Below are 14,635 nucleotides of genomic sequence, written 5' to 3' on the forward strand. Positions count from 1 at the left end.
TCAGCATTGGGCTGGAAAAGCCCTGTCGCATTCGAAAGGAAAGTGGCTTAAACGAGCACTTGGGGCGGCAAAAAAACGGGACAGGTCCAGAAAACCCTAAATCTGTCCGGTAGGCGCTGACTTCAGACACCTTAACATAAGTGTGGACCAGTTCCGTTGGGGAGGCTCATTGGGAGGCTCATTTTCCGATCTATACATCCGGTTCTCCTCGCAGTATGGACTGCGCTTCTACTATGACCCGTGTGTCGGAAGCTCTGAGGGTGACCGTATCACTCCGGAGAGCTGAGCCATGAACCCGACACTCGCAATCGCATTGAAGCGTAAAGGATATGACACGCTGACCCCTGTTCAGGAGGCGGTGTCCGCACCGGATTTGCAGGGACGAGACTTGTTAGTTTCGGCGCAGACCGGATCAGGAAAAACCATCGCGTTCGGCTTGGCCATCGCACCAACAATTTTGAGCGATGCGCAGGTATTCGATGTGGCAGGCGCGCCTTTGGCGTTGGTTGTTGCACCGACGCGAGAGTTGGCGCTGCAGGTCAAACGAGAACTGGGGTGGCTCTATGCGGATGCGGGGGCCTTCATTGCCTCATGCGTTGGCGGCATGGATATGCGCGACGAACGCCGGGCGCTGTCCCGAGGGGCACATATTGTGGTCGCGACACCAGGGCGGTTGCGGGATCATATAATGCGCGGCTCGATTGATTTGGCATCCGTACGCGCCGTCGTGTTGGATGAGGCTGACGAAATGCTCGACCTTGGATTCCGTGAAGATCTGGAATTCATCCTCGAACAAACGCAATCAGACCGCCAGACACTGTTGTTCTCGGCAACGGTACCGCGCGCCATCGCCGCCTTGGCTGCCCGGTACCAAAGGGATGCCGAGCGTGTAAGTACTGTCAGTGAGCGGATGCAACACGCCGATATCGAGTACCGTGCGATGAATGTGGCTCCACGTGACGGTGAAAATGCTATCATTAACGTGCTACGCTACTACGAGGCTCCTAACGCCATCGTTTTCTGCAACACGCGCGCCATGGTCAGCCGTCTGACAGCCCGACTGTCCAACCGCGGGTTTTCGGTTGTGGCTCTTTCCGGAGAACTGACCCAAGGTGAACGGTCAAACGCCTTGCAAGCCATGCGTGACGGACGGGCCCGCGTCTGTGTGGCGACCGATGTCGCGGCGCGCGGAATTGATCTGCCAAATCTGGATCTGGTGATCCATGCGGAACTGCCCAGCAGTCATGAAACGCTTTTGCACCGTTCAGGCCGAACTGGACGTGCAGGGCGCAAAGGTGTCAGCACACTGATCGTTGCACCGGCTTCTTACAAAAAAGCCCAAAGGCTGTTGAAATTCGCTAAACTCACGGCTGATTGGGGTGCGGCGCCCTCCGCTGAAGAGGTCAAAGCGCAAGACCTGCAACGGATGTTCGGATCGGAGGACTGGTGCTCTGAAATAACAAAGACCGAGCGGCAGTCAGTCGACGAACTGGTAGAAAGGTTCTCGCCAGAACAACTCGCTGCGGCATATGTCCGTCAATACAACAGGGCGCATTCCGCTCCGGAAGAACTAAACGACATTCAGGAAGCAGCGCCAAAGCAAAGCGCACCTTTTGGTCCGAGTGTTTGGTTTTCGCTGTCAGAAGGGCGCAACGAAAACGCGTCTCCGCGATATCTACTTCCTATGGTGTGCAAGGCGGGGAACATCACGAAATCCGATGTCGGTGCGATCCGTATCGTTGACGACGAGACCTATATCGAAATTCGCGAAAGCAGCGTCGCCGGATTTTTGGACGCGATTGGGCCGGAAATGAAGATCGAGGGTACAAAAGACATTGTGCAGTTGGATTCAGCCCCCGATTTGTCGAACTCAGCAAAGACAAGCTTCAACCGGGCTGCCAGAGGCAAGAAAGGTCTGGAAAAGACTGCACGCAAACCGAGCCGACTTGTCGAGCCGCAGCCTGCGAAAGCGCGGAAAAAGACAGTGTCCAAGCCCCCTGAAAAGGCCAAAGTTGAAGCCAAGCCCAAACGCGATGACGACAACCGCAGTGGTCTGAGTAAAAAACTTGACCGCCGCCCAAAAGGCCCGCCACCGCCAAAGGGTAAGCCCAACAGCAAGAAAAACCGTGCACGCGCTGCGGCAAATAAGGGCGGTAACGCTGTGCCAAGGCGTTCAAAGTAAGTCGAAGCGTTTGCACAGGCCCTTTCCGGACATTGGCCATGCCAAAACTCCGCTGGGTTCCGCCCGTTAGACCAGACTTTCGCAGCGCCTGCGAGCCCTGGCGATAGACATAATCATACTCTGCGGACCATACTGTCGCTCCAATCGGCCATGCAAATTGATGGCAGACTCAGCTCGAGTTCTTGATAACCAGAGGATTATATTGTGATGATGCCGGGAGTTTTTTTCGGCCAGCGCCCTGACGAATTCTTTTTTGGGATAGAACGGAAAACGGTTCGGTGCTGACAGCACCTGCTCTTTGGAGAAGTACCTTCAGTCGATCCGATGCATCGGACCTGTGGATATGTCGGACCGCACCAAAGCCAAGTGAGACAATGGAGGTACCGTTGGGTGCAATTGAGTTTCACCGGCGCTGCCGTCTATTTTTCCCAATCCTGCGGGTCAAAGCACATTGTTATCATCTCGTTGTGCTTGTAAGGACGTTGCACAGTCCGAAAGGGCCGCGCCGTGCGGGCGTGATGGAATGGTAGACATATCAGACTTAAAATCTGAAGGGCGTATGCCCGTGTGGGTTCGAGTCCCACCGCCCGCACCAGGCACTTTCGAAAGCTGCATTCCGCCGCCCGGTTTGCGCGTCTTCGGTATCGCAAATGCAGTGAAACGCAGCCTACGTCGTCATGGTGTCATATTCATGACCAGGACTATACCGGATACCCTAATTCCCGGATCAGCCTCCAGATGTCCTGGTTCGCGGAGGAAAGCTGATTGACGACCGCTTCGATTTCGCGAAGCGCATCATCATCTACCGTATCCGCGCGACCCAGTTTTATGTCGGTCTTGCGGTCAGCAATCCGCATCAGGATCGTTTTCGGGTTTCCGCTCTCCTGATCGAATGAATAGATGCAGTGGTTATACTTGTTTCGGATGCCCGAAAGCTTGCTGAGCCGTTGCGTGTGGTCAAGGATCGGGTCGCGAACCTGCGCGGGCCTTCCCTCCATCTTGGCAAGCCGTTCAACCAGATCAATACGCGCGCGGGTTGTGTTCAGGGTCAGGAAGATAATGACGGCCACGTCTTTCGACGTTCCGGAAAGGCCAGCGATCAGGTGGATCAGCAGGCTTTCGGTGTTGGTCCACATATAGTTCAGCCTGCCAACCAGAAGGATCAGGCGATCGAACCGGGCTTCAAACGTGTCAGTCAAGGGCGGAGTGCTGCGCCTCGTGTGGCGCAACCTCGTAGTAGAAATGCGCGGCAGCGGTGCGGTTGCTGACGCCGATCTTACCAACCACGTTGTGCATATGCAGTTTGACCGTGTGTTCCGTAATTCCCAGCTTGGCCGCGATCAACTTGTTGCTTTTGCCCTGCGAGACAAGTTGCAGGACCTGCTTCTCGCGACGCGTCAGCTTCAGGTACCGCGATCGCTGGTCTACACCATTTGGGACATTTGTCACTGGACGGGCTGGGATGTCCCGCGTGCGCTGGCCAGGAAAGGCGACGCAATCTGCAAGGAAGCTGGGTAGGTACAGTTCTTCATGCATCAGCAGCCTGAGGATGGCGCGCCAGGCATCGGGCGCCACATTCATGGGTAGAAATCCGATTTCGCCGAACTGCGTGCGATCCCAGGATTCAAACATATGCCGGGCCGATTCTTCTTTGCGATAGGCAAAGGCAAGACAGCCGGACCCGGTACTTTTGGTATAGGCCATTGGGCGCGCCAACAGGTCTTCAAGCATCATCTGGTCCACAACAATAATCTTGCTGCAGCCGGGTGTGTGGCCGTTCATCGCTTCGAGAGTTTCGAACCGCCGGGCACGAACCCCGAATTCAGTTTGAACGCTTCTTAGGGTCTGATTGGAGTAGAATAATTCTTTTCCAATAAAGACAACCGAAAAATCTTCTGAATAAAGATCCTGATTGGTAGTTTCTTCTATCAATGACACACTCATCACATTCCCTCGCAAACAGGGTCAACCAAAAATAGCTTTTTTGAATTCTGGCGGTCTAAAATAGTTAACTAATCAAATAGGTAATTAACTTTTATTATACTCGAAAGCATGGTTTTCCACAACCGGGAGGAGTTCTTCCAGAGCCCGTGCCATAGAACTTTCGGTTAGGTTTCCGCTTGGGTTTTTGTGCAACCAGCGGAAACAATTGAATTATTTTGTTGCGATTTTTTGTAGGTGGGTCATGCGGGGCAGGTGAGCGCAAACTCAGATGTATTCTAAAAGTAAGTAATAAAAACAACGTTGTAACCACCTCAAAACTTTCGACTAGCTAGGCGTGGGCGTGCGTCGCTGCGAACATGGCTGGGCTTCAATTGTCGAAGCGCCTGTCCCTGTCGCGCCGGTCATTGCGTATTTCAGCAGCCTTCATGAACCGCCGCGCTTTCGGCTTAGCCGGGAAAGGAGGTGGCCATTTAGAAACTTCCACAGACCGCTTTCAGCGCGTTCATGCGCTGCGCGGGTATTTTTGTTTCAATCTCGCCTGATGCCGCTTTTTAGATGAATGGCGGTCTGGCGTTCCAGAAATAGGAATTTGTCATGAGACGTAATGTGAATAATACAAACGTAACGACCGTCGACGAAATTAATGTCGAGAATCTGGAAGCTCCGGTAAATGTTGAAATCCCGATTGATGAGGCGTTTGTCGAAGCTGATCTGACTGCACAACAGCAGCAGCAGGACCAGACTGTCGAAAACTCCAACGATCAGGGCCAGGACCAAAATCAAGGCCAGGATCAGGGTCAGGAACAAGGCCAGGACCAAGGCCAAGATCAGGGCCAGGATCAGGATCAAGGTCAGGATCAGGACCAGACGCTCAATGCCGGAGATAACACCAACGACAATTCAAACAGCAACGCGATCAATATCGACTTTGGTGGCGGAGAGTGGATTCCGCGCGATGATGATCAGGTTGATCTGGACTTCGGAGATAACGCGTCGGTTGGCGACGTAATCACCGCAGGCCGTGATCTGAACTATGATCCCGGCGATGACATGAATGTCGATATCTCAATGGATGGTGCCGGAACCGCAATGGCGTCCGTCAACAGTCAGGTCGCCAGTCTGAGCGATGACGACACGCTGGAATCGGCGTCAGTTTCGAACAATTCCGGTTTCTATCAGAATGGTAGCGCCTATGGCGGCACCGCCAACGCTGAAGAAGGTATAGGCGTCAAGTCCAACGGTGGAGATTCGGGCGACGGTGGTACCAGCTATGGTGGTTCGGCAGACTCGACCACGCTGGGCAGCCATGCGTTTGGTGCCGGTGGCGATACCGGCAGCGCCGACGCGGATTCGAGTGGCGGCGCAGGCGGTGATACCGGTGACGCAAATAACGCCAGCATTGGTGTTGGCCTGTCCGGCGCAGGGGCTGACGGTGACAGCACCGGCGGCGACGGCGGCGACGCTGACAGTTCGTCTTCTGCTGACAACGACGGCAGCACAAGCGTTGATGGTGACGGAACCGGCGGTAACGGCGGAAGCGCAGATTCGTTTGGTCTGGGACTGGGCCTTGGTCTGTCCGGCTCGAATGCCTCGGGTAGCGCCGATGGCGGCGACAGCGATTCCGACTCGAACGGCACGGGCTTTGGTCTGGCCGGCAATGACGTAGACGCCGAAGGTTCCGACGGCGGTGACGGCAGCGCCTCGACAGACGGTTCGTCTTCGAATTCCAGCGACAGCACAACCGAAGCCAATGATGCAACTGCTGGCAGTAACGCAGCAGAAGGCAGCGCTGACAGTGGTGCGGACAGCTCGGCTGACGGAACTGGCGGACCTGGCACCGGCGGCGAAGGAACCGGTGGTGAAGGATCCGGTGGCGACGGCACGGGCGGTGACGGTACCGGCGGTGACGGCGAAGGCGGATTTGCCGCTATGGTCGAAGCTGCAATCATGGCCCTGCAGGAAGAGCTTGGCATGGTTGATGCCGAAGCGGGTGAAGGCGGTGACGGAACCGGTGGCGACGGTTCGGGCGGCGATGGCGCTGGTGGCGATGGCTCAGGCGGTGACGGTTCGGGCGGCGATGGTTCCGGTGGAACCGCCGACGCGGATTCGGATGCGCAGGGTGTTGGCGACCAGTCCGCAAGCGGCCCCGACATCAACCAAAGCCCGGGTGACGTGAACGGTGCGTCCAGCAATTCGCAGAACACGGATGGAAGCGGTGGTGATGGCGGATCCAATTCGGCCAACGGCACAGCGGACGCAGCGGGCTCTGGTACGTCTGCAGCAGACGGTGACGGCGGAGCAGGCGGCACAACGACGCCCACATCCACGTCTTCGGGCAATGGTGCCGGGTCTGCTGATGCGGCCAATACCGCCGGTGATGGCGGAGCGGCGGATGTATTCGGTGATGCCGATACAAACGGCGCCGCCGACAGCCTGGCCGAAGCTATCGCCGGATACGGTGGTTCGGGCATGTCCGATAACGATGCCACATCGACCGGTTCGGGCGATGCGACCGGTGCGGCCAGTTCGGGTGCCGGTGGTGCCGGTGGCGCGTCCGCCGCAAATGGCGGAGCCAGCGGATACTCGACCGGCACAGCCATGTCCGGTGACACCATGGGTGGAACCATCACGGGCGGCAGCGCGGCTGGTGCGTATTCGGGTGACGGTGGTGCAGGCGGCAACGCTGGCAACTGGGGCTCGAATAACGGTGGCGATGGCATCGTGACCGGCGAGTCCTATGCCTCGGCAGCGGCTGTTGTCGACACCTCGGCCTTTAACCAGTCGATTGTCATGGGGGCCAACGTGCTTGGCAACTCGGTCGATACGACCATGGTCGGTGGCTCGATGACCTCGTCCTACGCAAGCGACGACAACGACGCATAAGTCAAAAGGCGGGGCCCGCATTATCGGGCCTCGCTGTTTTCGAAAATGCCGGGGCCGCGTGCAGTGGCCCCGGCCCAACTGAACCCAAAGCGGAAATTCTGGCCGGTGCGGGTGAAAAAGGATGACCGACATGGCCCTTGATGCAATTACGGAAACGATAGCGCATTTTGTTGGAACATTTGAACTTACGATCGAACAGGCCCGGCTGCGGGACCAGTATGATGAATTCACTGCCCTGAGGCGAAAAGCTGAAATTGACGGGCTGGACGATCCTGCTGCGATCCATATCAGGGCCGATCTTGATATCCCGGTGGGCGAGTACAAACTCCTCCCATACAATTTTGCCCCACCTCAACCTAACCTGCCACTACCAGATGCGCCGAAGGGGCCTGTACATGAATCGGTGATCATCCTTGGTGGAGATGGGCCGGTTTCCGAGCGTTTTGTACCGGACGACACGATTGGACCGTCATCCGCGCCAGTGCTTGTCATTCTGCGGCCTGACAATGTGCCGTTGGGGTCGGCGGTGAGTTACGTTAAGCAAAAGGTTTTCCTGCGCGACAACGACACGGTGGGCGAGGGTGAATTTCGCGACACGGATGCGCTGATCGCAAAAGGTGAGCAGATGCTGGACATGGCGTTGTCACTTCATGCCGTGGCAAGCCCGTCATTTTCACTCGCGGACTACCAGTCAATCGAGATGGTCGAGGCACTGGCCGAACAGATGTTGAACCCGATGAACGGGGATGTGGATGGAGTCACCGTGTATCAGTTCCATGGCGATGATGCCTTGGGCGTGATCGTCAATGGCGAGCACATGGCCGAAGCACCTGAATGGACCGACCTGTTGCCTGCTTTCCATCAGCCGGATGAAGCGACTGGCGATGAAGCGGACACGCCGTGGCCCGCCGAATGGGATCAGTCCAAGGATTCCGATTTTGACGACGGGCATCTGGTGGTGACCGGTGGTAATCTGGCGATCAATGCAGTGTCTGCGACTATTGGTTGGGTGGATGCTCCGTACATTGTTGTAGGCGGGCAGGCCATCAATCTGACGGTCATCAGTCAGGTCGCGCTTGTTTCCGACTGGGACGTAGGTGCCATGAATGCCGGAAGCGGTACCAACCTGGTTCAGTCTTCGGTGATCGAAGTCGAAGGCAAAGAGGCCGCCTGGCTGGACGATGTCGACGGGACAAGCGGCCAGCCCGCTTATGTTGTTGTCGACTGGGTTCACGGCGATCTGGTGGTCGCGAATTTCATCAACCAGAGTATAGATGCCACCGATATCGATCACATTCAGACCGAAATTTCAGCCACATCCACGCTTTACGTGCTGGGCGACAACGAAATGTACAATGTCGCCGATATCGTGCAGTTGGGGAGCTATTACGATCTGATCATGATCGGCGGAAACATGATTTCAGTCGATGTGCTGGTTCAATCCATGGCCCTTATGGATGACGACATCATCAGCGGCGGAGTGCCCGCGTCGGTGATGGACGGTGATGAAAACCTGCTCATGAACGACGCGTCGGTCAAAACGATCGGCAAGGACATTCACCAGGATATGCAACAGAATATGGCGGACGCGCTTGCCATACCGGAAATGGACATGGACGCGTTGGAAGACGCGCTTCTGAATGATCCGATGTTCGCCGGGATGGAGCAGTTGCGCGTCCTTAAGATCGACGGCGATCTTATACAGGTGAACATCGTCAATCAGGCCACGATGATGCTGGATCAGGATGATATAGACCTGTCCGGCCCGAATGCTGCCGGGGCCGATGTAGTCGCGGGCAGCAACGCCATGCTGAACACCGCGCATCTGACCAAGATGGGTGTGGACTCGACGGTCATGGCAGCTGACGGGTCGTATTCCGATCTGCTGCTGCATCAGGCCAGCCTGATCGACATGCCGGACAACGACGAGATTACCGCGATGACCAATGAGGCAATTGCAGCCATCATGGGTGACATGACCGTCGCGCAACCGGATGCGGCCCTGGCACTGAATACCCCAGCTCTTGATGCAACAACACCTGACGACGGCCTGCAAACCATGCTGGCCTGATCCCCCAAGATTTTTACCGAGTGACCAGAAGGTTTCTACATGTCGTTTGTTTTTTCGTCGCGCCGCCACCCTTTATCCAGCCCGCTGGACAGGCAAGGCGGGTTGGGTCTGAAGCGTCAGGATCCCGAACCTGGGACAGATCCTGCAAAACGGGCCACAGGTGCCACCACCCGACTGCATCTGACGCAGGAGTTCCGAGTGCCTGAACCAGATCAAAACCGGCCGGTTGAAAACGATGCGTTGAAACCGGCCAAAGACCAGAAACACTCATGTGAACAACCGCGCGCTGAACCTCCCCATTGGCGTGCGCCGCCGCAGCCCGTGCAAGACAAGGACATTGCGGGCGGTGGTGACGGGGTGGCTGATGCTGACGGCCCGGATCATGCAACCGCGGACGAAACGACAGCGCGCAAGACCCCCTCTGCGCGCGCGTCCGGCGCGGATCACATGGGCGCGACGATCGAGGCCAAGGCAAACCAGCCACTGTTGCGGACAAACTCCGGCGGCGGTGACGGGAACGGGCCACCCCAAACCTTTCACAAGCGCACCCCGCCCGAGGATTTCCAGCGCACATTGCGGGATTCGATCCGGGCGATCCGGCGTAACCTTGCATTTGTTCTGGTGCTGACCTGCGCGACCAATATTCTGATCCTGTCGATTCCGATCTACCTGTTTCAGATCAGTGACAGGGTTCTGACCAGCCGATCTTTGGATACGCTGATCATGTTGACGGCAATCGTCGCCGGGGCCGTGATCTTTCAGTCAGCCTTTGATGCGGTGCGGCGGTTTACGCTGATGCGAACCGGTGTCGAGGTTGCCGTTCGTTTGGGTGCACCTGTGCTTAGTGCGGCTGCGCACGCGTCGTTGCATGGAAACGGGCGCGAATATCAGACGCTTGGCGATTTGCAGCAACTGCGCGGTTTTCTGGTTTCCGGCACGCTGATCTCGTTTCTGGACGTGCCATTTGCCCCACTGTTCATTTTGATGATCTTTCTCGTGCACCCGCAACTGGGCATGATTGTCGTGGTGACGGCGCTGATCCTAATGACGATTGCGCTGATCAACCAGAAAATGACAGCCAAACCCTTTGCCGAGGCGAACAAAGCGCAGTCCATGGCGAACCTGCATCTGGATTCCATGTCGCGCAACAGCCAGATCATCAACGCCTTGGCCATGATCCCCGAGGCGGTGCGGATCTGGGGGCGGGACACGGCCCAATCCCTGACCTGGCAGGTGCGCGCGCAGGACCGTAACGTGATCTTCGCGGCGATCTCGCGCGCTGTTCGTCTGCTGACACAGATTGGCATTTTGGGATGGGGCGCATTTCTGGCACTGCAGGGAGAGATTACCGGCGGCATGGTGATCGCGGCCTCGATCATTGCCGGGCGCGCTTTTGCGCCCATCGAAGGCTCGATTGAGGGGTGGAACAGCTACCTGCTGACGCGCGCGGCCTATGGGCGGATCAAGGCGCTGCTGTCCACCTCGGCCCTGCAACATGAGAAGTTGCGCCTGCCGCGCCCCGAAGGCCGGTTGGATGTAGAGCGGTTGCTCTATGTCCCCGGCGGAACCAAACGTGTGGTTCTGAACGGGATTACCTTCTCACTCACCCCCGGTGAAACATTGGCCATTATCGGCAATTCAGGTGCGGGCAAAACCACCTTGGGCAAAACCCTTGTCGGGTCCGTTCTGCCCACGTCGGGAAGTGTGCGGCTGGACCTGATGGATATCCGCAACTGGGACCCGCGCCAGTTTGGAGAAAGCATAGGTTATCTGCCGCAGGATGTGCAGCTGTTCCCCGGAACCATCAAGGACAATATCGGCCGGATGCGTGCCGATGCCACGGACGAACAGATACATGACGCCGCTGTTCTGGCCGATGTACACAACATGATCGCAACCTTGCCGCAGGGATATGAGACTGTGGTGGCCTCCGATGGATCGCCTTTATCGGGCGGACAGAAACAACGCATTGCGCTGGCGCGGGCGTTTTTTGGGAACCCACGAATGGTGGTGCTGGACGAGCCGAACTCGAACCTTGACGTTGCCGGGGACAAAGCCTTGGCGCGTGCCATTGAACAGGCGCGCGAAAGCAAGATTACCGTGGTCGTCATCACGCAGAAACCGACCCTGCTGAATGTGGTAGACAAGATCATGTTGCTGACCGATGGGCGCGTCGCATTGTTCGGTCAGCGCGAGCAGGTTCTTCAGCAGATCAACGGGCCGCGCAAACGGACCGGAATTGAAGGGCAACAGGGAGGCTGACCATGAATGACCTCGTACCCGTAAGGCACTCTGCCGGTGAACCTGACGTCTGGTATGCGGAAGTTCCGCGCTCGATCAACCGCTTCATTGTCATCGGTATAATCATGTTGGTCGTCTGTTTTGGCGGTTTCGGAGTGTGGTCCTTCAGCGCCCCGCTGGCGGCGGCGGTCATCGCGCAGGGCAGTTTTGTCGCCACCGGACGCAACAAGATTGTCCAGCACCTTGAGGGCGGGATCATCGAAGACATCAAGGTCACTGAGGGGCAAACGGTTCAGGCAGGTCAGGTGCTGATGACGCTGGATCAGACCTCGGCCCAGGCCAATGAGCGCGAGCTGTTCATCCGCAAACTGCGCTTGCAGGCGATGACCGAGCGGTTGCTGGCGGAATATGGGGAACGGGATCGTCTGGTCTTTACGCCAGATCTGGTCGAGGCCTCCAAAGACGTGGAAGTCATGGCCATTCTCGACGGTCAAATGCTCAGCTTTGATGTGTCGCGCAAGACCTTGCTGAATGATGTGGCACTTTTGGAACGCAATATGGAGGCTTTGAAGATCCGGGCAAGCGGCTTTGAGGCCCAATTGGACAGCATGGTCACACGTGCCGAGATCTTGCAGGAAGAGTACGAGTCCAAAAACCAGCTTTTCCAGAAAGGGCTGGTTCGAAAGGGCGAATTGAACACGATCCGGCGTGTGCAGGCCGAAGCCGAGGGGCAGCAGGCCCGGTTGCAGGCGGAGGCCGCTGAAATCAATCAGATGCTTCTGAAATACCAGGAACAGATTACGCGCACCCGATCCGCCTATCGCGAGGCTGCACTGGATGAATTGGGCGTGGTCGAGGCCGATCTGGAAAGCGTGCGCGAAAAATCCCGTCAGGCCCGTAATGTCCTGGACCGGGCCGTGGTACGGGCTCCGGTGACCGGGACAGTGGTTCGCCTGCATTATCATACTCCGGGTGGTGTGATCGAAACGGGCGAACCCATTGCCGAAATCCTGCCTGCCGATGCGCCGTTGATTATTGAGGCGCAAATCCCACGCACCGAGATTGATAGTGTGGTAACCGGGCAGACCGCCTCGGTGCGACTGATCGCGCTCAATCAGCGCACAACGCCGGTTTTGTACGGAGAAGTCTTTTATGTCTCTGCCGACGCGCTGCTTGAAGAGGCGGCAGGCGTTCCAAAAGAGGTATATCTGGCGCGTATCTCACTTACCCCAGACGAGCTGCACCGGGTCAGCGGCTTTGTTCCGACCCCCGGCATGCCTGCGGAAATTATGATCCAAACCGAGGAACGAACTTTTGCGGCCTATATCGCCAAACCTGTGTCGGACAGCATGTCGCGCGCGTTTCGCGAGCAATAACCTAGGTGCCTAAGGCCGTTGGTTCATCTACCTCAAGTCGCGTTCTGATCCTTTTGGGAAAAGCGTGAAAGTGAGGGTGTGTACCTTTGACGGCGCAAGACTTGGGATTTCACAAGCTCCACATCCTTGGCGGGTTGACGGATCGGCTCAACGGTGGTTGCGAAATCACAGGTTCATGAAGCGCCAGATTTCCGCATCTGATGCAAATCAATGCAAAACACATTCGAATCGAGACATGTTTGGCCGGAAGTCATCATAAGGAACACCCGACCATGTTTCGCCTTGCCGCCATGCTGTATTCACTGATCGCCACTGCCATTTCAGGTTCTGCCGTAATCGCTGTGCTGTCTGCGGGATTGGTTTCCGTCAGCGCAATTGTCGGCGCAGCAGTTACCGGGGCGGTGATCGCTGCTCCGGCATCGTGGATGGTGGCCCGGCGCTTGTACCGGGGCACCTGATCAGGCGTTCAGGAACGTCCGAACCGCTGCTTCGAATTCACGTGGTTTTTCGGCGTGCAGCCAATGCCCGGCTCCGGGTATTTTGGCGAAACGCGCGCCGGAAAACAGCGAGCGGATTTCAGGGCGGTGTTCCGGCAGGACATAATCCGATGCCGCGCCCGACAGGAACAGGGCGGGGCCATTCCATGTGGCGTCCAATTTGGGGAAGCCCATGATCTTTGGCATCTCGGCTGCAAGAACATCCAGATTAAGCAGCCACCGTTTTCCCTTGATATCCAGCGATTGGGTGAAAAAGCTTTGCAACGCTTTCTCAACGCCTTGATCGGCCAGCTGCATTTCCGCATCCGACCGGCGGGTGATGCGCGAAAAATCAACAGCCCGCATGGCCTCGATGAACTGGATTTGGCTGTGCGCGTATTGAACCGGCGCGATGTCGGCGACCACCAGCTTGTTCACCAACCCATTGTGCCGCAGGGCCAGGGTCATGGCAGCCTTTCCGCCCATGGAATGTCCAAGAACATCCGCCACGCCGCCGATCTGTTCTATGACTTCGGCGATATCCTGCGCCAGATGGGGATAATCATGGCTCGGGTCCCACATGCTGTAAGCATGGTTGCGCATGTCCACCGCCACAACCTGCCGTTCGTCTGAAAGCCTTTTGGCAATGACGCCCCAATTCCGAGCAGATCCGTAAAGGCCGTGTGCTATTACCAGCGGTGGGCGGGCGGTCGGTTCGCCATGTACAATCGTGTTCAGCATAGCTTGCGTGATACAAGTGCCTACAGCGGATCACCAGCCCCATTGTAGGTCTTTGTGCTGCAGGCTAGATTGCGGCGGCAGGAGAGAGCCCATGCCTCAGGACCCAGACATTCAGACCCGGATCGCCGAGACGGTGGCCTTGCTGCGTGCCAAGCTTGGCGTGCGCGACAAGACGCTAGAGGCATCCATTCGCAAGGCAAAACGACGTCTGCCGCGCCGGGTGTACCGGCAGGCCATGGTGCTTGCCCGGTCCGAGGCGATGGCGTCGCACCCGAAGATGCGGTTGATTCTGGATACTCCCAAGCTCGTCAGGGCGTCGGACGTAGTGCAGGATCATCTGGGAAGCATCAATCTTGCGGATCGCAGGTGGGGCTGGTTCCTTGGATTGCTGGGGGGGCTGGCTTTCAATCTGTTGGCTCTGACAGCGCTGTTGCTTGTTTTTCTGTGGTGGCGCGATTTGATTTGACTTTCAGACGGCTGCCAAGCTGACGCGTGGCCAGATCCCCCTCTATCGAAGCGACTGCTCAAACAACAAAAAAAACGGCGCCTCAAGAGCGCCGTTTTCTTTTCTTTTTAAACGTTTACAGGTTCGGGTATATGGGGAAGCGGTTGCAGAGGTCTGCGACCTGTGCGCGGACGCGGGCTTCGACTTCGGCGTTGCCGTCTTCGCCGTTGGCGGCCAGGCCGTCGACCACTTCGATGATCCAGTCGGCGATCTGGC

At 57.1% G+C, this 14,635-nt stretch carries 10 protein-coding genes, 1 tRNA gene and 1 pseudogene; 8 read left to right on the forward strand and 4 right to left on the reverse strand.

The window, feature by feature from the left end; genetic code table 11:
- Positions 1–289 precede the first annotated feature (289 nt).
- Positions 290–2,182 (forward strand): DEAD/DEAH box helicase, encoded by a 1,893-nt coding sequence (locus tag ACR0M3_RS19585; RefSeq protein WP_480912334.1) that lies wholly within the window; start codon positions 290–292, stop codon positions 2,180–2,182.
- A gap of 509 nt (positions 2,183–2,691) precedes the next feature.
- A tRNA-Leu gene (locus tag ACR0M3_RS19590) sits at positions 2,692–2,777 on the forward strand.
- 106 nt (positions 2,778–2,883) lie between these two features.
- Here the strand turns inward: ACR0M3_RS19590 and ACR0M3_RS19595 are convergent.
- Positions 2,884–3,381, reverse strand: coding sequence for a hypothetical protein (locus ACR0M3_RS19595; protein ID WP_480912336.1), 498 nt, complete (start codon positions 3,379–3,381; stop codon positions 2,884–2,886).
- Positions 3,374–4,126, reverse strand: a complete 753-nt coding sequence (locus ACR0M3_RS19600) for a helix-turn-helix transcriptional regulator (RefSeq protein ID WP_480484917.1) — start codon at positions 4,124–4,126, stop codon at positions 3,374–3,376. Before ACR0M3_RS19600 ends, ACR0M3_RS19595 begins: the two co-directional genes overlap by 8 nt.
- A gap of 606 nt (positions 4,127–4,732) precedes the next feature.
- Between ACR0M3_RS19600 and ACR0M3_RS19605 the strand changes: the two genes are divergently transcribed.
- The 5 genes from ACR0M3_RS19605 to ACR0M3_RS19625 all read left to right on the forward strand — a co-directional run bounded on the left by ACR0M3_RS19605 (position 4,733) and on the right by ACR0M3_RS19625 (position 13,155).
- On the forward strand, positions 4,733–7,009 hold the full coding sequence (locus tag ACR0M3_RS19605; RefSeq protein ID WP_480540046.1) for a hypothetical protein: 2,277 nt from the start codon (positions 4,733–4,735) through the stop codon (positions 7,007–7,009).
- Between the two features lie 130 nt (positions 7,010–7,139).
- Positions 7,140–9,080: a type I secretion protein gene (locus ACR0M3_RS19610; RefSeq protein WP_480560773.1), complete on the forward strand. Its 1,941-nt coding sequence runs from the start codon at positions 7,140–7,142 to the stop codon at positions 9,078–9,080.
- Positions 9,081–9,119: 39 nt separating this feature from the next.
- Positions 9,120–11,342 (forward strand): type I secretion system permease/ATPase, encoded by a 2,223-nt coding sequence (locus tag ACR0M3_RS19615; protein ID WP_480912338.1) that lies wholly within the window; start codon positions 9,120–9,122, stop codon positions 11,340–11,342.
- A gap of 2 nt (positions 11,343–11,344) precedes the next feature.
- Entirely contained in the window at positions 11,345–12,697 is a 1,353-nt protein-coding gene (locus tag ACR0M3_RS19620) for an HlyD family type I secretion periplasmic adaptor subunit (RefSeq protein ID WP_480540043.1), read from the forward strand.
- A gap of 272 nt (positions 12,698–12,969) precedes the next feature.
- On the forward strand, positions 12,970–13,155 hold the full coding sequence (locus ACR0M3_RS19625) for a hypothetical protein (protein ID WP_480912341.1): 186 nt from the start codon (positions 12,970–12,972) through the stop codon (positions 13,153–13,155).
- Here ACR0M3_RS19625 and ACR0M3_RS19630 read toward each other — a convergent pair whose 3' ends face one another.
- A complete protein-coding gene (locus tag ACR0M3_RS19630) occupies positions 13,156–13,914 on the reverse strand; it encodes an alpha/beta fold hydrolase (RefSeq protein ID WP_480912343.1) in 759 nt (252 codons plus the stop codon).
- A 91-nt stretch (positions 13,915–14,005) separates the two neighbouring features.
- On the opposite strand from ACR0M3_RS19630, the gene ACR0M3_RS19635 reads away from it, so the two are divergent.
- On the forward strand, positions 14,006–14,380 hold the full coding sequence (locus tag ACR0M3_RS19635; RefSeq protein ID WP_209507997.1) for a hypothetical protein: 375 nt from the start codon (positions 14,006–14,008) through the stop codon (positions 14,378–14,380).
- Positions 14,381–14,495: 115 nt separating this feature from the next.
- Here ACR0M3_RS19635 and glyA read toward each other — a convergent pair.
- Positions 14,496–14,635 (reverse strand): annotated as a pseudogene (gene glyA, locus ACR0M3_RS19640) (serine hydroxymethyltransferase); the annotation flags it as partial.

This window comes from Ruegeria sp. O5, assembly GCF_056535105.1.